Here is a 22,402-nt window from a genome sequence, read left to right as displayed (position 1 = left end):
GGGCGGGCCTGCCGCCGATGGTGGCGGCCCGGTGCGCGTGGTGGGCCGCCGGCGTGCGCATGTCCTACCGGCGGGTGGACCAGCTGGTCGCGTGGCGGCGCACCAACCGCGACGAGGTCGTGCACTCCTACGTCCGGGAATGGATCAACCGGCACGCGAAACCGTCGTACTCGACGGTGCTGAAGTTGCGCGACGCCTCCGGCCTCGGCACGCTGCGGCGCGCAGGAGCACCTGGTCGGGCAAGATCAGCGGCGGCAGCCTGTTCGAGTTCGCCCCGGCCCGGTCGGTCGCGCCGGCCGAACGGCCGGTCACCCACCCGGAGATCGTCGACGACTACCGCCGGTTCGTGGAGCGGGTGCCGGCGGTGCTGCGCCCGGCGGACATCGGCGGGGTCGCCGGCTGCCGCTTCCTCGTCTCGGTGTCCGAAGACGCGCTGGTTTCCTTCCACCGCAGCGGTGTCCCGGTGCGGGACGCGTTCGACTCGGCGTTCACGACGGTGGTGCCGATCGACCCGTTCACCCTCGACGAGTCCCGGCAGTGGCTCGCGCGCCGGACGATCGGGATCCCCGAGCCGTTCGTCTGCCTGTGCCACTGCCTTTCGGCCGGCCTGCCCCGCGACCTGGAGCGCGTCGCGATCCGGATGTACGACATCGCCCGCTCGCCCGCCTCCGGGCCGCCGAGCCTGGCGGTGGTGGTGGAGCAGCTGGTCCGCGGGGAGCTGCTGTCCTGGGCGGGCCGGGACGTCCGCCCGGGGGCGCTGCTCGAGCTGAGCCGGAAACTGGCCCCGCCGGACGCGGGTGTCCGCCCGGAGGGGCTGCACCGGTTCCGCTGGGAGGCCGCGGGCCTGTTGTACTGGTACGCGACGCTGACCGAGTCGTTCGGCAACGGCCTGGACGAGGCCGGCCCCGCGGGCGTTGACGCACGAGGCGGGCGGGATCGACAGCCTCGTCCACGCCCGGCGGCAGCCGGCGGTCGATCCGCGCATCTCGTGGCAGGTGATCGACCACGTCCGCGGACGCCGGGGGCCGGCCCGCCAGGCAGGAGGGGGAACGGGATGGGGTACGTGGTGGACGTTCCGGTGCGGGCGTTGCTGGAGGTGCCCCTGCCGCCGGACCGGGGTGGGTACGCGGCCTTGGCCTTCGTCGTGAGCCGGGCCGGGGCCTCGGCGGAGGTGCACACCGGGCACCTGGCCGACTGGGCGAGCGTCCACGACGTCACCGGCCGTCACCTCGCGGTGATCACCCCCGATCCCCGCCACTGGGAGACCGTCGACGACCAGGCTTCGGCGGGCATCCGCGGCTTCCGGCTCGCCGGTGATTCCGGCGCCCGCCTCATCGACGTCGCCGACTGGCGGCGGCTCCAGCCGAACTACGCACCCCGGCTGCCGCTGTCGCTCGACCGGCACGCGGACGCGGTTTCCCTGGTGGCTTCGGAACTGCAGGAGCACTTCGGCATCGGCGAGCCGATGCTGCCCTGCCTGGCCGTGGTGTGCACCGCGGCCCGGCGGGTGGTCGTGGTCGAGCTGGGCCGCGGCGCCGGGGTGTACGAACTCCTGCGGCGGGTGAAGTCCGCGCTGCAGCCGGACCTCGGCCAGCTGCGGGACGCGCTGGCGGAGGCGCGGCGGCGCGAAGAGGCCGCCCGGGAGCTGGCTTGGTGGGTGCAGCGGGCTCCCGTGCGGCAGGAATGGGAAAGCCGCCGGGCGAGCCTGACCCGGGAACTCACCGGCCTGGCGGAGCACGCCGACCTCCCGCTCGCGGAGGAGTGCCGTTGGACGGCCGAGCGCCTCCTCGAAGGGAAGCCGCTCTCCGGCGACGAACGGGGGCGCGTGGACGCGCTGCTCGCCCGGCTCGGCACCCCGGTCGACGGGCTCCTCGAACGGCGGCGGTCGTTGTTGCGGCGGCGCCTCGGGCGGGCGATCGACATCCCGCCCGAGGTGCCGGCCGGGCTGGCGGGCGACGCCGCGGAGCTGGACCGGCAGGCCGCCTGGGCGAATGCGGCGCACCGGAAGGCGCTCACCGCCGCCTGGGCCGAAGCGGCCGGGCTCGACGTCTTCGGTGCCGTGTGCTCGGCCGCCGAGCTGCTGGGCTGCCACCAGTCGGACGCCGGGCTGCTGCCGCCGCGGGGAACTCCGTGGACGGTGACGGCTTTCGTCTCCGGCCGCAGCCGGTTCCCGGCCTGACGGGGTGCGTCAGGCCGGGCAGCTGACGTCGTGGCGCGGTGGCTGCAGCGTCAGCAGGTAGCGGTCCACCGCCGACCGGGTGCAGGCCGTGCGCGGGTAGACGCCGTGGCCCGAGCCCTCGTACGTCAGCAGGGTGGTGTTCGCCGGCGCCTGGCGGTGGATGGCGAGGGCCCAGGAGTACGGGGTCGCCGGGTCGTAGCGGGAGTTCAGCAGCAGGACCTGCGGCGCCCGCGCGAGGTCCAGCCGGTGCGGCGGGTTGGCCGGCGGGCCGGGGACGCCCAGGCACGCCATCGCCTCGTCGTGGCCCAGCATGCTGCCCCGCATGAGCGGCCCGCGGCGCAGCTCTTCGGCGTGCAATGCCCGGTACCGCGCGTAATCCCGGATCCGGAGGTCGAAGTCCTGGCAGACGACGGCCAGGCGGATCGAGTCGTAGTTGTACTCGAACTGCGCGGTCACCGGCGCCTGCCCGGCGAGGGTGTCGGCGATGACCCGGGCCGCGTCGTCCCAGTCGGGGCCGTACATGTCCTTGAAGACCCGGTCGCGCAGCCGGTTGTGCTGCGCGGGCAGCGCGTCGGCGATCGCCAGGGCACGCGGCCAGAGCGCCACGACGTCCCGGCCGTGCAGCGCGCAGGTCGTCGTCCGGTCGCACCAGGCGGCGAACTGGCGGAACAGTTCGTCCGCGGCGGTGGCCCGGTCGCCGAGGAAGCGCTCGATGCCGGCGCTGTGGTCGATCGAGCTGTCGAGCACCAGCGCCCGCACCCGGTCGCCGTGCTTTTCGGCGTACTGCTGGCCGAGCAGCGTGCCGTAGGAGATGCCTAGGAAGCTGATCCGGCTTTCGCCGAGCGCCCGGCGGACGGCGTCCATGTCCTCGGCGTTGACGCCGGTGTCGGCGTGGTCGAAGACGGGCAGGTTGCGCGCGCGGCAGGCAGCGACCGATTCTTCGCTGTACTCGCGCAAGGCGTCGAACTGCGCGCGATCGGCCGGCTCGCCGTCCGGCGGCGCGGTGGTGCTGTCGCACCTGATGAACTCGCTGCGGCCGGTGCCGCGCACGTCGAAGCCGACGACGTCGAACCGGGCTTGGACTTCCGGGCTGAAAAGGCCCGGGCTCACCGCGAACTCCGCGTTCGACGACCCGGGACCGCCGAGATCGGCCAGCAGCACGCCGAGCCGGTGCGCGGGATCGGACGCCCGGTGCCGCGCCACGGCGAGGCTGATCGACGGCCCCGACGGCCGCGCCCAGTCCAGCGGCACCCGCAGCGTGCCGCACTCGCCGTCGGGCGGGCTGGGGCTGTCGGGATCGTCGGGACAGGTGGTCCAGACAATCGGCGAGGGCGCCCACCCGGGGCCGGCCGCGGCCGCGGCGGGTGTGCCGCCGGTCAGGACGAGCAGGGTTCCCAGGACCGCTCCGAACACCCGCACGCCGCCTCCCCTTGTCGACCCGCCGACGGTAGGGCTTCGCGGCTGCGGGCCGCAAGGCGCCGACCGGAGGGTGTGGCCGCTGGGCGGTGGGGACGACCGGAGGATGTCCGCCCACCGCCGAATTTCGATCACCCGGCACGGCCGCTCGCGAACCGGGCACGCCGACCGCGCGGCCGGGGGTCCCGGGCCGCCTGCACCGCCCAATTCGGGGCCGCCCCGTCCGCCGCGGGGCCGGGGCGCCGCAATCAGCGGCCACACCATTCCGGCGTGAAGTTTGTCCGCTTGACGATCTGTGGTGAGCCGTCGTCCCGATCGATCATTTCGCGGATCTCCGTGTTACCCGCCAATCGGGTGACGTCCCGTAACGTGGGCCACGTCTTTTGATACCCGCTTCTGCGGGCGTATCCACTCACTCGTCACCCGAGTGACGCCGGATCGCTGCTGGTAGGCGCACTGCCGCAAAGTCAAACCTCCCAATCGAGGTAACATTTTCCGGCAGAAGAGTGAACAAAAACCAACGACGAACTACGCGCAGTCCGGACTAAGCGGCGCGATTTTTGGACATTTTCGCCAATGCTCCGTTCGGCGGTACGAGTAGAGCGTTCTCTGGGTAGCGTGATGCCAATCCGGCTGGTCTTGGGGGTACTTGACGGCCGGGTGACCGACCAGTTGCACGAAGAACGCCGGTTGTCGCGTGCGTTCGGCGGCCGCTGGTGCCCATCGGCACCGCGGGGGTGGCCGCCGATTTCGGAACTGTTTCCGGAGCTCGCCGTGGCTGTCCGGGTGGAAAGGATCACTGTGTCTTGCGCTCGTTCCAGCGGGTTCGTCCGGCGGGTGGCACGCCGGGGCGATTTGTTGAACGAGTGGCAAAAAGAACCGAAGCGGGCGGTTCCCGGCGACGCCGACCCCGGGGGGTCGTAGCCGGAACGCGCCCGATGCACCAGCGCATTTCGTGAATCACCTGGTCGCAGGCCCGATCTGCGTGTGCCCTCCCCAGCGCCTGGACGGCCCCCTGCGCTGACGTCACCCCGTGCTCGAAAGGTTTCCGCAAAATGCCGCGATACGACGTCTCGGTTCCGGCTGCCGACGACGACAGACCGGTGCCCGTGCGCACCCTCGCCGAGCTGTTCGAGGCGCAGGTCGCCCGCACTCCCGGGGCGCCCGCGCTGGCCGGTGCCGGCGGCACCATGAGCTACGCGGCGGTCAACGCGCGGGCGAACCGGCTGGCCCGGCTGCTGGTCGCCCGCGGCGGCGGCCCGGAAGGCGTCGTCGCGCTCGTCCTGCCGCGCTCGGCCGACCTCGTCGTGGCGCAGCTGGCGGCGGCCAAGGCCGGGGTGGCCTTCCTGCCCGTCGACCCCGACCAGCCCGCCGAGCGGATCGCCTTCGTGCTGGCCGACGCACGGCCGGTGCTGGTGGTGACGCGCTCGTCCGAAACCGCCGGCCCGGCCCTGGACCTGGCCGAACCCGGCCTGCTCGACGGGCTGGCGGACAGCGACCTCACCGACGCCGACCGGACGCGCCCCCGGCACGTCGACCACCCGGCGTACCTCATCTACACGTCGGGCTCGACCGGCGTGCCCAAGGGCGTCCTCGTCACCCACCGCGGCCTGGCCGGGTTCGCCGCCGCGATGCGGGAGCGCTACGACGTGCGGCCCGGCGACCGGGTCCTCGAATTCTCCTCACCGAGCTTCGACGCCTCGATCCTCGAACTGTGCATGGCGCTCCCGACGGGCGCGGCCCTGGTCGTGCCGCCGCCCGGCCCGCTGCTCGGCGACCACCTCGCCGCCGTGCTGCGCGACGAAGGCGTCACCCACGCCCTGATCCCGCCGGTCGCGCTGGCGACGCTGACCGCCGAGCACGCCGCCGCGCTGCCGGACTTCCGGACGGTGATCGTCGGCGGCGACGCCTGCCCGCCCGAACTGGTCCGGACCTGGGCGCCCGGCCGCCGGATGATCAACTCCTACGGCCCCACCGAGTTCACCGTCGTGGCGACCTGGAGCGACCCGCTCGTGCCCGGCGGCCCGCCCCCGATCGGCCGCCCGCTGCCGGACGCCACCACCTACGTCCTCGACGAATCCCTGCGCCCGGCCGCCACCGGCGAGCTCTACCTCGCCGGCCCGAAACTGGCCCGGGGCTACCTCGACCGGCCCGGGCTGACCGCGAGCCGGTTCGTGGCCGACCCGTTCGGCGGTCCCGGTGCGCGGATGTACCGGACCGGCGACGTCGTCCGCCACACCGAGGCCGGCGAGCTGGAGTTCGTCGGCCGCGCGGACCACCAGGTGAAGATCCGCGGCTTCCGGATCGAGCCCGGCGAGATCGAAGCGCTGCTGCTGGGCCGCGCGGACGTCCGGGAAGCGGTCGTCGTCGCCCGCGAGGACCAGCCCGGCGTGAAGCGCCTGGTCGCCTACGTCGTCGGGGACGCCGATCCGGCGGAGCTGCGCGCCGCCACCGCCGACCGGCTGCCGCCGTACATGGTCCCGGCCGCCTTCGTCGTGCTGGCCGCGATGCCGCTGACCCACCACGGCAAACTCGACCGCGACGCGCTGCCCGAACCCGACTGGCAGGCCCAGGTCCGCGCCGCGCACACCGCGCCCCGGACCCCGGCCGAGGCGGCGCTGGCCGAAATCTGGGCCGACGTGCTGGGCGTGCCGGACATCGGCGTCGACGCGGACTTCTTCGAGCTCGGCGGCGACTCGATCCTCGGCGCCCGCGCGCTCGCCCGGATCCGCGCCCGCTTCGGCGCCGACCTGTCCCCGCGGGTGGTGTTCGACGCCCGCACCATCGCGAAACTCGCCGAGCTGCTGCCCGACGGCGACGTCCCGGCCGCCGGCCGGATCGAGCCCGCGGAGCACGACGCCGTGGTGCCGCTGTCGCCGGTCCAGCGCCGCCTCTGGGTGCTCGACCGGCAGAGCCCCGGCAGCACCGAATACAACGCCGGCGTCGGCCTCACCCTCTCCGGCCCGCTGGACCTCGACGCCCTGCGCGCCGCCCTCGACGCTTTGGCCGCGCGGCACGAGTCGCTGCGGACGACGTTCCGGACCGTCGACGGCGAAGGCGTCCAGGTCATCGCCGACGAGGGGACGATCCCGCTGCGCGAGGCCGCCGCCGAAGCCGACCTGGACGCGCAGCTCGCCGCCGAACTGGACCGCCCGTTCGACCTGGTCACCGGGCCGCTCACGCGGGCCCTGCTGCTCCGTCGGGGCGCGCGGGACCACGTGCTCCTGCTGAGCCAGCACCACATCATCACCGACGGCTGGTCGGTCGGCCTGCTCGTCGACGAGCTCGCCGCGCTGTACGCGGGGGAGAAGCTCGACCCCCTGGAGATCGGCTACCGCGACTTCTCCCGCTGGCACCACGAGCGGCTGGCCGGCCCGCTGCGCGACCGGCAGCTGGCCTACTGGCGGACGCAGCTCGCCGGGCTCGAGCCCCTGGACCTGCCCACCGACCGGCCGCGCCCGCCCGTCCGCGCCACCGAGGGCGCGATCCGGCGGTACGAGCTGCCTCCCGGCCTCGCCGAGCTGGCCCACGACACCGGCGCGACGCTGTTCACCACGCTGACCGCGCTCGTCCAAGTGCTGCTGGCCCGCTACACCGGGCAGGACGACGTCGCCGTCGGCACTGCGGTGTCCGGCCGCGACCACGACCAGCTCGAACGGCTCGCCGGGTTCTTCGTCAACACCCTCGTCCTGCGGTCCGCGATCGACCGGGGAGAACCGTTCGACAGTTTTCTCGACCGCGTCAAGGAAACGACACTGGCGGCCTTCGCCGCCGGGGAAGTGCCCTTCGACCAGGTCGTCGACGACCTGCGGCCGGCCCGTGACCCGAGCCGGACCCCGCTGGTGCAGGTGCTGCTGGTGCTGCAGCAGGACCTCGTCCGGCCCCGGGAGGCGGGCGCCCTCCACCTGGGCGAGCACGATCTGCCCCGCCCCCGGGCCCGGTTCGACCTGGTGCTGGAGTTCCGGCCGCAGGGCCGCAGCTTCGCGATCGAGTACGACACCGCGCTGTTCGACGCCACGACCATCGACCGGCTCGCCGGGCACCTGCGGGCGCTGGCCGCGGCCGTGGTCGCCGAGCCGCACCGGCCGGTGGCCGGGCTGCCGATCATGGACGACGCCGAGCTGGCCCACCTCCGCGAGCTCTCGCGCGGGCCGGTGCTCGACGCGCCGGAAGCCACGCTGCCGCAACTGTTCGAGGCCCAGGCGGCCCGCACGCCGGACGCGGTCGCGGTCGTCTGCGAGGACCGCTCGCTCACCTACGCCGAACTCGACGAGCAGGCCAACCGGCTGGCCCGGGTCCTGGCCGGCCGGGGCGCCGCCCCCGAACGGTTCGTCGCCGTCTCCCTGCCGCGCACCGAACGGATCCTGGTGGCGCTGCTCGGCGTCCTGAAGTCCGGCGCCGCCTACCTCCCGGTCGACCCGGCCTACCCGGCCGACCGCAAGGAACTGATCCTCGAAGACGCCGCCCCGGCCCTGCTGCTCACACCGGACGGCCGCGGCCCCGGCGCCGTGCCCACCTTGGCGTTCGACGACCCCGGCCTCCTGGACGGCTTCTCCGGCGAGCCGCTCGGCCGCGCCACCAACCCCGACCACCCGGCCTACGTGATCCACACCTCCGGCTCGACCGGCCGCCCCAAGGGCGTCGTGGTCGCCCACCGCAGCGCCGCGAACCTGATGGCCTGGGCGGGAACCGACTTCGCGGACGTCTTCCGGCCGGGATCCACAGTGGTCGCCTCGACGTCGCTGAACTTCGACGTCTCGGTGTTCGAGGTCTTCGCGCCGCTGATGACCGGCGCCACCGTCGAAGTCGTCCGGGACGTGCTCGCGCTCGGCGAGGGCGAGGACACCGGCCGGCCGGTCGGCCTGGTCAGCGGCGTGCCCTCGGCGTTCGCGCAGCTGCTGGCCCAGGGTGCGGTGTCGGTCCGGCCGTCCACTGTGGTCCTGGCCGGTGAGGCGCTGACGCTGCACGCGCTGCACGACATCCGGAAAGCGTTGCCCGGCAGCCGGATCGCGAACATCTACGGGCCGACCGAGTCCACTGTGTACGCCACCGCGTGGTACCACGACACCGACCGCACCCCGCCGATCGGCCGCCCGATCGCCGGCATCCGCGCGCAGGTCCTCGACCCCGGCATGCGGCCGGTCCCCGTCGGCGTGCCCGGCGAACTGCACCTCGGCGGCGCCGGCGTGGCCCGCGGCTACCTCGGCCGGCCCGGCCTGACCGCCGGCCGGTTCGTCGCCGACCCCTTCGGCGAGCCGGGGATGCGGATGTACCGCACCGGCGACGTCGTGCGCTGGACCGCCCGCGGCGAGCTGGAGTACCTGGGCCGCGCCGACGACCAGGTGAAGATCCGCGGCTTCCGGATCGAGCCCGGCGAGGTGGAGACCGCGCTGCGGCAGCACCCCGGCGTCACCGAGGCGGTGGTGGTCGCGCGCACCGACGCCGGGCACCAGCGCCTGGTCGCCTACGTCGTCCCCGAAGCGCCCGCGGACCTGCGGGAGTTCCTCGGCGCCTCGCTGCCCGCGCACCTGGTGCCGTCGGCGTTCGTGCCCCTCGGAAAGCTGCCGCTCAACCCGAGCGGCAAGCTCGACCGCCGCGCCCTGCCCGCCCCCGACTTCACCGGCGGCGCCACCCGCGTCGCGCCGCGCACCGAAACCGAACGGCTCCTCGCGGCCATCTGGGCCGACGCCCTCGGCCTGCCCGAGGTCGGCGTCGAGGACAACTTCTTCGAACTCGGCGGCGACTCGATCCTGAGCATCCGCCTGGTGTCCGAGGCGGCCAAGGCCGGCCTGCGGATCACCACCAAGGACGTCTTCCGGCACCAGACGATCGCCGCGCTCGCCGCCGCGGCCGGGGTGGCCGCGCCGGTGGCCGAGCGGCCCGCGGCGACCGGCGAGGTGCTCGTCACCCCGATCCAGCACTGGTTCCTCGACACCGACCCGGCCGACCCGGACCACTTCGTCCAGCAGCTGAGCGTCCGGCTCGCCGAAGACGTCGACGAGGACCGGCTGCGGGCGGCGGTGAACACCGTCGCCGCCCACCACGACGCCCTGCGGCTGCGCTTCCGCAGGACGGCCGGCGGCTGGACGCAGCACCACGCCGAACCCGGCGAGGTCGACGTCTTCGGCGCGGAAATCGACATCGAGCACGGTCCGCTGGTCAGCGCGGAGCTCACCGGCACGACCCTGCGCCTGGCCGTGCACCACCTGGTGGTGGACGGCGTCTCGTGGCGGATCCTCCTGGAGGACGTCGACCACGTCTACCACGGACGCGAACCCGGCGCCCGGACGACGTCCTTCCAGGAGTGGGCGAACCGGCTCGCCGGGCACGGCTTCGACGGCGACCTCCCGTACTGGCAGGCGGTCGAGGGCGCCCAGATCCCCCAGGACACCGACGGCACCGGCCCGGTGGCGAGCACCCGCACGGTCACCACGCGCCTGGACGCCGAGCTGACCCGGGCGCTGCTGCAGGACGTCCCGGGCGCCTACCGGACGCAGGTCAACGACGTCCTCCTGACCGCGCTCGGCGGGGCCCTGCGCCGCTGGACCGGCGGCGACCGCGTCCTGATCGACCTCGAAGGCCACGGCCGCGAGGACCTGTTCGACGACGTCGACCTGTCCCGCACGGTCGGCTGGTTCACGTCGATGTTCCCGGTGGCGCTCGACGTCCCCGACGCCGGCGTCGCCACCCTGCTCAAGTCCGTCAAGGAACAGCTGCGCGCGATCCCGGCCCGCGGCCTGTCCTACGGCGTGCTGCGCCACCTCTCCGGGTCCGCTCCCGCGGTGAGGCCCCGGCTCAGCTTCAACTACCTCGGCCGCTTCGAGGCCGAGGGTGAGCTGTACCGGGGCCTCGAGCGGGACCTCGAGCTGTCCCAGAACCCGGCGGACGAGCGCGCGCACGCCGTCGACGTCGTCGCCCGGGTCAGCGAAGGCCGCCTGGAGATCACCTGGTTCTACTCGGACCGGCTCCACGACGAGGCCACCATCCGCACGGTCGCCGACGACCTCGTCCGGGGCCTGGCCGGGATCGTCGCGCACTGCACGGAACCGGGCGCGGGCGGGCGCACGCCGTCGGACTTCCCGCTGGCCGGCCTCGACCAGGCAGGAGTGGACCGGCTGGCCGGCGACGGCCGCGACGTCGAGGACATCTATCCGCTCACCCCGGCCCAGGCCGGCATGCTGTTCCACCGCCTCACCGGCGGCGGCCGGCACGCCTACCTCCAGCAGGTGACGTTCGTGATGAGCGACGTCCCCGACCCGGCGGCGCTGGGCCGCGCCTGGCAGCGGGTGGCGGACCGGACGCCGGTCCTGCGCAGCCAGGTGGTCTGGGACGGCGTCGACCAGCCGGTGCAGGTGGTGCACCGGCAGGTCGCCCTGCCGATCGAGTACCGCGACTGGACCACCGCGCCGGAAGACCCGGAAGCCGTGCTGGCCGCCGACCGCGCCGCCGGGCTCGACCTCGGGTCCGTCCCGCTGATGCGGCTGCTGCTGGCCAAGGTCTCGGCGACCGAGGTCCGCGTGGTCTGGACGTTCCACCACCTGCTGCTCGACGGCTGGAGCCTGTTCCAGGTGCTCTCGGACGTCTCGGCCGCGCACGCCGGGCGCCCGCTGCCGGCCCGCCGCCCGTTCGCCGACCACCTCCGGTGGCTGGCCGGGCAGGACCAGGCGGCGGCGGAACGGTTCTGGCGCGGGCAGCTCACCGGCCGGCCCGAGGCGGTCCGGCTGCGCACCGACCGCACCCCCGACGGCCACGCGGTCGAGTCGACGGCGTCGCTGCGGGTCGAGCTGCCCGCGGGCCCGCTGCGCAGCGCCGCGCAACGGCACGGGCTGACCCTCAACACGCTCGTCCAGGGCGCCTGGGCGGTGCTGCTGGCCCGCCACGGCGGCCGGCCGGAGGTCTGCTTCGGCACCACGGTGTCCGGACGGCCCGCCGAACTGCCCGGCGCCGACGAGATCACCGGCATGTTCATCACCACCCTGCCGGTCGTCGCCGACGTCGGCGAGCAGGCCCGCGTCGCCGACTGGCTGCGGGACCTCCAGACCGCGCAGGCCGAGGCCCGCCGGTTCGACCACCTGTCCCTGGCGCGGCTGCAGAGCTGGGGAGGCGAGTTCGACACGCTGCTGGTCTTCGAGAACTACCCGGTGACCGCGGAACTCGGCCTGCGCGACCTGCGGGGCGTGGAGACGACCAACTACCCGCTCAGCGTCGTCGCCTACCCCGGCGAGGACCGCCTGGAGCTCCTGTTCGGCTACGACCCCGAGCTCTTCGACGCCGAGACGGTCGCCGGGTTCGCCGGGCACCTGGAAACCCTGCTGGCCGAGCTCGCGACGCGGCCGGACGAGCCGGTCTCCCGGCTGCGCATGCTCACCGAGGCCGAGCAGCACGACCTGGCGCGGTGGAACGACACCGCGCAGGACCATCCGGCCGCGACCGTGCCCGAGCTGTTCGCGGCGCAGGTCCGGCGCACGCCCGACGCGATCGCCGTGACCGGCGAGGAAACCCTGACCTACGCGGAACTGGACGCGCGGGCGAACCGGCTGGCCCGCCGGCTGCTCGACCTCGGGGCGCGGCGGGACGACCTGGTCGCGCTGCTGCTCGGCCGCTCGGCCGACGTCGTCGTGGCCGAACTGGCGGTGCTCAAGGCCGGTGGCGCGTACCTGCCGCTGGACGCCCGCGCGCCCCGCGAGCGGCTGACGGCGCTGCTCGAGGGCGTGCGCGTGCTGGTGACCGACGACGCCGGCCGTACGCTCGCCGAGAGCGTCCACAATGGACACACCGTGTCGTTCGGCGACCTCGGCGACGGCCCGGCCGAGGCCCCCGACGTGCTGGTGCGGCCCGCGAACCTGGCGTACGTCATGTACACGTCGGGTTCGACCGGAACGCCCAAGGGCGTGGCCGTCAGCCACCGGGACATCACCGGCCTGGCGCGTGACCGCAGCTTCGCGGGCCCGGCGCACCGGACCGTGCTCATGCACTCCCCGCTGGCGTTCGACGCCTCGACGTACGAGGTGTGGGTGCCGCTGCTCACCGGCGGCCGCGTGGTCGTCGCGCCGCCGGGGGACCTCGACGCGGACGTGCTGCGCCGGCTGATCGGCGCGCACGGCGTCACCGCGTTGTGGCTGACCGCCGGGCTGTTCCGCCTGCTGGCCCAGGAGGACCCGGCCTGCCTGGCCGGGGTGGCCGAGGTGTGGACCGGCGGCGACGTCGTCCCCGGCGAGGCGATCCGCCAGGTGCGGGCCGCCTGCCCGGGCCTGACCGTCGCCGACGGCTACGGCCCGACCGAGACGACCACCTTCGCCAGCCGGTTCGTGCTGGCGCCCGAAGACGTCGTGCCGGACGTGGTGCCGATCGGGCGGCCCCTGGACGACATGGCGGCCCACGTCCTCGACCACGGGCTGCGGCCGGTGCCGCCGGGGGCGGTCGGCGAGCTGTACCTGGCCGGCACCGGGCTGGCCCGCGGCTACCTCGGGCAGCCGGGGCTGACCGCCGAGCGGTTCCTGGCGAACCCGTTCGGCGCGCCGGGGGAGCGGATGTACCGCACCGGCGACCATGTCCGCTGGACCCGCCGCCCGCTTTCAGGGGGTCCGGGTGGCGAAGCCCCCGGCTCGGGGCGAAGCCCCGGTAAACACGGCGTGCTGGAGTTCGTCGGGCGTGCCGACGACCAGGTGAAGATCCGCGGTTTCCGCGTCGAACTCGGCGAGATCGAGACCGCCCTGACCGCGCACCCGGACGTCGCCGAGGCCGTCGTCGTCGCGGCGGAAACCGCCGGGACCAAACGGCTCGTCGCCTACGTCGTCGCGGACGGGACGCCGGACCTGCGCGAGTTCCTGCTCCGGTCGCTGCCGGACTACCTCGTGCCGGCCGTGTTCGTCCCGCTCGGCACCCTGCCGCTCAACGAAAACGGGAAGGTCGACCGCCGGGCGCTGCCCGCGCCGGACTTCGTGTCCTCGCCCGGGTACCGCGAGCCCGCCACGGACGCCGAGCGGCTGCTGGCCGGCATCTGGGCCGAGGTCCTGCGGCTGCCGCGGGTCGGTGCCGACGACAACTTCTTCGAGCTCGGCGGCGACTCGATCCTGTCCATCCAGGTCGTCTCCCGCGCCCGCCGCGCCGGGCTCGACCTGATGCCCGGCCAGGTGTTCGACCACCCGACCGTCGCCGCGCTCGCGCTGGCCGCCACCCCGGCCGCGCCCGTTGTGGCGCACGACGACCCGATGACCGGCGAGGTGCCGCTGACGCCGGTGCAGCACTGGTACCTCGACCCGCGGCCGGTGCACCCGGAGCAGTTCGCCCAGTCCGTCTCGGTGGAACTGCCCGAGCCGCCCGACCCGGCCGTGCTGCGCCGCGCGCTGCGGGACCTCCAGCGCCACCACGACGCCCTGCGCCTGCGGTTCACCGCCGACGGCCAGCACTACGCGGCCGAGGCCGTCGAGGACGTCCTCGACGCCACCATCGACCTCGAAAACGGGCCGTTGCTGCGGGCGGAGCTGTCCGGCACGACGCTGACCCTCGCCGCGCACCACCTGGTCGTCGACGGCGTGTCGTGGCGGATCCTGCTGGAGGACCTGGACACCCTGCTGGCCGGCGGCGAACTCCCGCCCCGGACGACGTCCTTCGGCGACTGGGCCCGCACGCTCGCCGGTCACGCGGCCGACGGCGGGTTCGACGACGAACTCGCCCACTGGGCGGCGATCGACGCCGACCCCGCGCTGCCGGTCGACGGGACCGGCGAGAACACCTACGGCTCGGCGGAGTCCGTGGTCGTGCGGCTGCCCGCCGACGCGACCCGGGCGGTGCTGCACGACGTGCCGGGGGCGTACCGGACGCAGGTCAACGACGTCCTGCTGGCCGCGCTCGGCCGGGTCCTGCGGGACTGGACCGGCCGCGACCGCGTGCTGGTCGACCTCGAAGGCCACGGCCGGGAGGACCTGTACCCGGGCATCGACCTCTCCCGCACGGTCGGCTGGTTCACCTCGATCTTCCCGGTCGCGCTGACCGCGGCCGGCGGCGACTGGGGTGACGCGCTCAAGGCGACGAAGGAGCAGCTCCGCGCGGTTCCGCGCCGCGGGATCGGCTACGGCGTCCTGCGCTACCTCACCGGCACCGCCCCGCGGCTCGACCCGCGGATCAGCTTCAACTACCTGGGCCGCTTCGACCACGGCGGCGGCCTCGGCGGCGCGGCGCACCCCGCGCAGACCCGGCCGCACCAGCTGGACGTCGTCGGCGCGGTCGTCGGCGACGAGCTGGAGCTGACCTGGCACTACTCGACGGGCGTGCACACCGGGGCCACCGTGCGCCGGCTGGCCGACGCCTTCCTCGAGGCGCTCGCCGGGATCGTCGGGCACTGTGCCCGGCCGGACGCCGGCGGCCGCACGCCGTCGGACTTCCCGCTGGCCCGGCTCGATCAATCCACAGTGGACCGGCTGGCCGGTGACGGCCGCGGGGTCGAGGACATCTACCCGCTCACCCCGATGCAGTCGGGCATGGTCTTCCACAGCCTCGTCGACGGCGCCGCCGGGACCTACCTCAACCAGGTGCGGCTGCGGCTGTCCGGCATCGACGACCCCGCCCGCCTCGCCCGCGCGTGGCAGCGGGTCGTCGCGGACACGCCGGTGCTGCGCAGCCGCGTCGTCTGGGACGGCCTCGACGAACCGGTGCAGGTCGTCGACCGCACCGCCGGGGTCCCGGTCGTCCACCTCGACTGGACGGACCTGGCCGGCGACGAGCGCGAACGCGAGCAGGAGCGGTTCTTGGCGGCCGACCGCGAGCGGGGCTTCGACCTGGCGGCCGCGCCGCTGATGCGGCTGGCGTTCGCCCGGCTGCCCGGCGGGGACGTGCTGGTCGTGTGGACGTTCCACCACGTGCTCCTCGACGGCTGGAGCGCCGCGCAGGTGTTCGGCGAGGTCTGCGCCCGGTACGCGGGCAGCTCCGCGCCGGGGCACCGCCCGCCGTTCCGCGAGTACCTGCGCTGGCTCGGCGACCAGGACCCCACCGCGGCCGAAATCCATTGGCGCGAGCAGCTTTCCGGGCTGCGGACGCCGACGCCGCTGCCGTACGACCGCCGCCCGGTGGAGGCGCACCGCGCGCGGTCCGCGGCCTCGGTCCACGTGTCGGTGCCCGCCGGCGGGCTGCGCGAGCTGGCGCGGCGCGCCGGTCTCACGCTCAACACGATCGTGCAGGGCGCCTGGGGGCTCGTGCTGTCCCGCCACAGCGGGGAAGCCGACGTCGTCTTCGGCACCACGGTGTCCGGGCGCCCCGCCGACCTGCCGGGCGTCGAATCGATGGTCGGGCTGTTCATCAACACCCTGCCCGCGCCGGTCACCGTCCACGACGGACAGACCGTGGCGGCGTGGCTGCGGGACCTCCAAGCGGCGCAGGCCCGCTCGCGCCAGTTCGACTTCGTGTCCTTGGCCCAGCTGCAGGGCTGGGCGGGCGGCAGCACGCTGTTCGACAGCATCCTCGTGTTCGAGAACTACCCGTTCGACGCCGACGCGCTGGCCGCGCACGGGATCGGCCTGCACGAGGAAGGCGACCTGCAGCCGACCAACTACCCGCTCAGCGTGGTCGTCACACCGGGCGAGCAGCTGTCGGTGTCGTTCGACCACGACCCGGACCTGTTCGACCGGGCCACGATCGAGCGGCTCGCCGCCCACCTCGCGCTGGCCCTCGAACGCATCGCGGCCGGCCCCGACCGGCGGGTCGGCGAGCTCGACCTGCTGACCGACGCCGACCGCGAGCTCGTCCTGCGGACGTTCAACGCCACGGCCTGCCCGGTGCCCGAGGCGACGGTGGTGAGCCGGTTCGCCGAGCAGGTCCGCCGGACGCCGGACGCCCCGGCGGTCGACGGCCTGACCTACGCCGAACTCGACACGCGCGCCGCTCGGCTCGCGTCCCGGTTGCTCGAACTCGGCGTCGGGGTCGAGGACCGCGTCGGGCTGCTGCTGGAGCGCTCTCCGGAGCTCGTCGTAGCCGAACTGGCCGTGCTCAAGGCCGGTGCCGCCTACGTTCCGGTCGACCTCCGGGCCCCGGCGAGCCGGATGCGCCTCGTCCTGGCCGAGGCGGGTGTCTCCGTGGTCATCGCCGGGGAGTCCTATCAGGACGTCCACAATGGACCGGTGGTCGGGGTGGACGAGACCGGGCCGGAGGGCGGGCCGGATGTCGCCGTCCAGCCGGGAAACCTGGCGTACGTGATGTACACGTCCGGGTCGACGGGCCAGCCGAAGGGCGTGGCGGTGACCCACCGCGACATCGTCGGGCTGGCCTCGGACCGCTCGTTCGCGGGCGAAGCGCACCGGACCGTGCTGCTGCACTCGCCGCAGGCGTTCGACGCCTCGACGTACGAAGTGTGGGTGCCGCTGCTCAACGGCGGCCGAGTGGTCGTCGCCCCGCCCGGCGACGTCGACGCCGAGGTGCTGCGGGACGTCGTCACGCGGCAGGGCGTCACCGCGCTGTGGCTGACCGCCGGCCTGTTCCGCCTGCTGGCGCAGGAGGATCCCGCGTGCCTGCGCGGGGCCGGCGAGGTGTGGACCGGCGGCGACGTCGTCCCGGCCGCCGCCGTCCGCCAGGTGCGGGCCGCCTGCCCCGGGCTGACCGTCGTCGACGGCTACGGCCCCACCGAGACGACCACCTTCGCCAGCCGGTACTTCCTGGCGCCCGAAGCCGCCGTGCCGGACGCGATGCCGATCGGGCAGCCCCTGGACAACATGGCCACCTACGTCCTGGACGAAGGGCTGCGGCCGGTCCCGCCGGGCGTGACCGGCGAGCTGTTCATCGCCGGGACCGGCGTGTCCCGCGGCTACCTCGGCCGGCCGGGCCTGACCGCGGAACGGTTCGTGGCCGACCCGTTCGGCGCGCCGGGGGAGCGGATGTACCGCACCGGTGACGTCGTCCGCTGGACCGGCGACGGCGTGCTGGAGTTCGTCGGCCGCGCCGACGACCAGGTCAAGATCCGCGGCTTCCGGATCGAGCTGGGCGAGATCGAGACCGCACTGGCCGCCCACCCGGACGTCACCGAGGCCGTCGTCATCGCCCGCGACCGGCGGCTGGTCGCCTACGTCGTCACCACCGGGAAGCCGGACCTGCGCGCGTGGCTGCAGCAGGACCTGCCCGACTACATGGTGCCGTCGGCCTTCGTGACGCTCGACGCGCTTCCGTTGAGCGCCAACGGGAAGGTCGACCGCAGGGCGCTCCCGGAACCCGCCGCGGCGCCGATGGCCGGGTACGTGCCGCCGCGCACGGAGACCGAACGCGTGCTCGCCGAGGTCTGGGCCGAGGTGCTCGGCGTGCCCGGCGTCGGGGTCGAGGACAACTTCTTCGAGCTCGGCGGGGATTCGATCCTGTCCATCCAGGTCGTGTCCCGGGCCCGGCGCCACGGCCTCGCGCTCACCCCGCGGGACCTGTTCGCCCACCAGACCGTCGCCGCGCTGGCCGTCGCGGCCGGCTCGGCCGCGGTCACCGTGGCCGAGCAGGGGCCGGTCACCGGTCCCGCCGCGCTGACGCCGATCCAGCACTGGTTCTTCGCCGGTGACTTCGGCGACCCGGACGGGTTCACGCAGTCGGTGCGGATCGAGCGGGGTGAACCGTTCGACGCCGAAGCCCTGCGCGCCGCGCTGGTCACCCTGACCGGGCACCACGACGCCCTGCGGATGCGGTTCACCGGCGGCGGCCAGGAGAACGCCGCCGTCGAACCGGCCGAGCTCTTCGGTGCGGCCATCGACGTGACCCACGGGCCGCTGCTCACCGCCGAACTCCTCGAGCCCGCGGTCCTGCGGCTGACGGTCCACCACCTCGTCGTCGACGGCGTCTCGTGGCGGATCCTGCTGGAGGACCTGGAAACCGCCTACCGCGGCGGCCCGCTGCCGCCGAAGACGACGGCGTTCCGAGACTGGGCCAACCGGCTCGCCGCGCACGCCGGGGCAGGCGGGTTCGACGACGAACTGCCGTACTGGCGCGAAGCCCTCGCCGTCGACGCGACCCTGCCGGTCGACGGGAACGCGGCCGGGGAAGGCACCGGCACGGTCACCACGCGGCTCGATCCCGAGCTGACCCGGGCGCTGCTCCAGGACGTCCCCGGCGCCTACCGGACGCAGGTCAACGACGTGCTGCTGGCCGCGCTGGGCCGGGTGCTGGCCCGCTGGACCGGCCGCGACGGCGTGCTGGTCGACCTGGAGGGCCACGGCCGCGAGGACCTGTTCGACGACGTCGACCTGTCCCGCACGGTCGGCTGGTTCACCTCGCTGTACCCGGTCGCGCTGCGGATCGGCGGCGACTGGGGTGCCCTGCTCAAGTCGGTGAAGGAACAGCTGCGCGCGGTGCCCCGCCGGGGCGTCGGCTACGGCGCCCTGCGGTACCTGACCGGGACCGCGCCCGCGCTCGCGCCGCAGATCAGCTTCAACTACCTGGGCCGGCTCGACGGCGCGGCCGGCAGCCTGGACTCGGCGGTCGGCGAGGGCGCCGGCCGGGCGCACCTGCTCGACGTCGTCGGCCGGGTGGACCGGGATGCCCTGGAACTGACCTGGTCCTACTACCGCGACACGCACACCGGCGCCACGGTCGAAAAGCTGGCCGCGGACCTGGTGGCCGCCCTGCGCGAAGCCGTCGCGCACTGCGCGGAGCCGGGCGCGGGCGGCCGCACCCCGAGCGACTTCCCGCTGGCCGGGCTGGACCAGCGGCAGGTCGACCGGATCGCCGGCGACGGCCGCGCGGTCACCGACGTCCACCCGCTGACCCCGATGCAGGCCGGCATGGTCTTCCACGGCCTGTCCCAGGAGGCCCAGGGCGTCTACTTCGAACAGGTCACCGCCGTCCTGGACGGCGTCGCCGAGCCGCGGCTGCTGGCCGAAGCCTGGCAGCACGTGGTCGACCGGACGCCGGTGCTGCGCGGCAGCGTCGTGTGGGAGGACGTCCCCGAGCCGCTGCTGGTGGTCCACCGCGAGGCGCGGGTGCCGGTCACCGAGCTCGACTGGCGGCACCGCGACCGCGAAGAGGCCCTGCGCGAGCTGCTCGCCCGCGACCGCGACGTGCCGTTCGACCTGACGGCCGCGCCGCTGCTGCGGGTCACCCTCGCCCGCCTGCCGGGCGAGGCCGTCCAGCTGCTCTGGACCTTCCACCACGTCCTGCTGGACGGCTGGAGCGTCTTCCAGGTGCTTTCCGACGTCTGCACCGCGTACGCGGCCCTGCGCGACGGCTCCGCACCCGCGCTGCCGCACCGCCGTCCGTTCGCCGACTACGTCACCTGGCTGCGCCACCAGAGCGCCGAGGGCGCCGAGGAGTACTGGCGCCGCGAACTCGGCGACGTCACCGAGCCGACACCGCTGCCCTACGACCGGATCCCGGCCGGGGCGCACGATTCGAGCTCGTCGACGTGGGTCAGCCGCGACCTCGGCGAGGCGGCGACCGGCCGGCTGGCCGCGTTCGCCCGCCGCGAGCGGCTCACCCTCAACGCCGTCGTGCAGGGCGCCTGGGCGCTGCTGCTGGCCCGGCACAGCGGCGAGACCGACGTCTGCTTCGGCGCCACCGTCTCCGGCCGCCCGGCCGGGCTGGCCGGCGTCGACGACATCACCGGCATCTTCATCAACACCCTGCCGGTGCGGGTCACCGCCGACCCGGCGGCCCCGGTCGCCGGCTGGCTGCGCGACCTGCAGGCCGCGCAGGCGGAATCGCGCCGGTTCGAGCACGTCCCGCTGACCGCGGTGCAGGCGTGGAGCGGGGTCGGCGGCGGCCGGAACCTGTTCGACAGCCTCGTCGTGTTCGAGAACTACCCGGTGACCGCCGATGACGTCGCTTCACACGGCGTGCGGCTGCGCGACCTGCAGGCGATGGAGACGACCAACTACCCGCTCAGCGTCGTGGCCGCCCCCGGCCCGCGTCTGTCGCTCGGCCTGGGCTACGACCCGGCGCTGTTCGACGAGCCGACGATCGAGCGGCTGGCCGGGCAGCTCGAACACCTCCTCGACGAGATCGCCGGGGACCCGGCCCGGCCGCTGCGGGCCATCGACGTCCTCACCGCCGCCGAACGCGACCGGGTCCTGGTGGCGTTCAACGACACGCGGCACGAGGTCCCGCCGGTCACCCTCACCGAGCTGATCGAGGCCCAGGCGGCCCGCACCCCCGACGCCGTCGCCGTCGTCTCGCGCGAAGAACAGCTCACCTTCGCCGAGCTCGACACGCGCGCCGACCGGCTGGCCCGGCTGCTGGCCGCCCGCGGGGCCGGGCCGGAGCGGATCGTCGCGCTCGCCCTGCCGCGGTCGGTGGAGATCGTCGTGGCGCAGCTGGCCGTGCTGAAGACCGGCGCCGCCTACCTGCCGGTCGACCCGGACTACCCGGCCGAGCGGATCGCCTTCATGCTCGCCGACGCGAAACCCGTCGTCGTGGTGACGAAACCGGGAACGCCGCTGCCGGTGGCCGACGTGCTCGTCCTCGACGGCTCGGAGGCCCGCGGCCCGGCCGGTCCGCTCGGCCGCACGGTGGCCCTGACCGCGCCCGCGTACGTCATCTACACCTCGGGCTCGACCGGCACGCCCAAGGGCGTCGTCGTCACCCACGCCGGCCTGGCGAGCTTCGCGAGCGCCGAGATCGCCCACTTCGACGTCCGGCCGGGCGACCGCGTGCTGCAGTTCTCTTCGCCGAGTTTCGACGCTTCGGTGCTGGAGCTGTGCATGTCGCTGCCGGCGGGGGCCGCGCTGGTCGTGCCGCCGCCCGGGCCGCTGCTCGGCGAGCACCTGGCCGCCGTGCTGCGCGACGAACGCGTCACGCACGCGCTGGTCCCGCCGGTGGCGATGGCGAGCGTGCCGGACGTCGAGCTGCCCGCGTTCCGCACGCTGGTGGTCGGCGGCGAGGCGTGCCCGGCCGACCTGGTGGCCCGCTGGGCGCCGGGCCGCCGGATGATCAACGCCTACGGGCCCACCGAAACCACCGTCGTGGCCACCTGGAGCGACCCGCTCGAACCCGGGGTCACGCCGCCGATCGGCCGCCCGATCCGCAACACCCGCGCCCGCGTCCTCGACAGCGCCCTGCGGCCGGTGCCGATCGGCGTCGCGGGGGAGCTGTACGTCTCCGGGGCCGGGCTCGCCCGCGGCTACCTCGACCGGCCGGGGCTGACCGCCACCCGGTTCCTCGCCGACCCGTTCGGGGCGCCGGGGGAGCGGATGTACCGCACCGGCGACCTGGTGCGGTGGACGGCCGACGGCACCCTGGACTTCCTCGGCCGCGCCGACGACCAGGTCAAGATCCGCGGGTTCCGGATCGAGCCCGGCGAGATCGTGGCGGTGCTGCGCAAGCACCCGGGAATCCGCGACGCCGCCGTCGTGGCCGCCGACCAGCGGCTGATCGCCTACGTGGTGGCCGATCCGGGTGCCGAGACCGGGCTGCGGGAGCACGTCGCCGCGACCCTGCCCGCCCACTTCGTACCCGCCGCGTTCGTCCGGCTCGACGCGCTCCCGTTGACCGCCAACGGAAAGCTCGACCGGCGGGCGCTGCCGGCGCCGGCCGCGCCGGCCGAAAGCGCGGAGTACGCGGCCCCGGAAACCGAGACCGAAGAGGTGCTCGCCGCGATCTGGGCCGAGGCACTCGGCCTCGACCGGGTCGGCGTCGAGGACAACTTCTACGCCCTCGGCGGCGATTCGCTGCGCAGCCTGCGGATCACCTCGATGACGAAGTCCGCCTTCGACGTCGAGCTCACGCCGAAGGACGTGCTCACCGCCGGCACGGTGCTGGCGCTGGCCGAGCTCGTCGAAGAACGGGTGCTGGCCGACCTCGAGCGGCTCGCCGCCGGCCACGAGAACTGACCGAAAACCCCTTACAGGAAAGGTG

3 protein-coding genes are annotated in these 22,402 nt (G+C 74.5%); 2 read left to right on the top strand and 1 reads right to left on the bottom strand.

Translation table 11 applies throughout. The features are described 5' to 3' along the window. The first annotated feature begins 139 nt into the window (after positions 1 to 139). Complete coding sequence (locus tag ABZW17_RS12960) at positions 140 to 2,179, top strand: hypothetical protein (protein WP_354812762.1); 2,040 nt, start codon at positions 140 to 142, stop codon at positions 2,177 to 2,179. Positions 2,180 to 2,188: 9 nt separating this feature from the next. Here the strand turns inward: ABZW17_RS12960 and ABZW17_RS12955 are convergent, their stop codons facing one another. Further along, the gene (locus ABZW17_RS12955) at positions 2,189 to 3,598 is read right to left on the bottom strand and encodes an alpha/beta hydrolase (protein WP_354812760.1); all 1,410 of its coding nucleotides are present in this window, start codon (positions 3,596 to 3,598) and stop codon (positions 2,189 to 2,191) included. Between the two features lie 1,052 nt (positions 3,599 to 4,650). On the opposite strand from ABZW17_RS12955, the gene ABZW17_RS12950 reads away from it, so the two are divergent. Continuing rightward, positions 4,651 to 22,377 carry a non-ribosomal peptide synthase/polyketide synthase gene (locus ABZW17_RS12950; RefSeq protein WP_354812758.1) on the top strand — a complete coding sequence of 5,909 codons (17,727 nt, stop codon included), beginning with the start codon at positions 4,651 to 4,653 and terminating at the stop codon, positions 22,375 to 22,377. Positions 22,378 to 22,402: the final 25 nt, after the last annotated feature.

The sequence above is a fragment of the Amycolatopsis sp. NPDC004625 genome (assembly GCF_040609695.1).
Taxonomy (GTDB): domain Bacteria; phylum Actinomycetota; class Actinomycetes; order Mycobacteriales; family Pseudonocardiaceae; genus Amycolatopsis.
The sequence above is the reverse complement of the archived record's forward strand: the minus strand, read 5'-3'. Positions and strand labels throughout refer to the sequence as shown.

Coding starts and splice junctions, on each gene's coding strand:
- ABZW17_RS12960 (WP_354812762.1), top strand. CDS start 140: ATGGATCAACCGGCACGCGAAACCGTCGTACTCGACGGTGCTGAAGTT.
- ABZW17_RS12950 (WP_354812758.1), top strand. CDS start 4,651: ATGCCGCGATACGACGTCTCGGTTCCGGCTGCCGACGACGACAGACCG.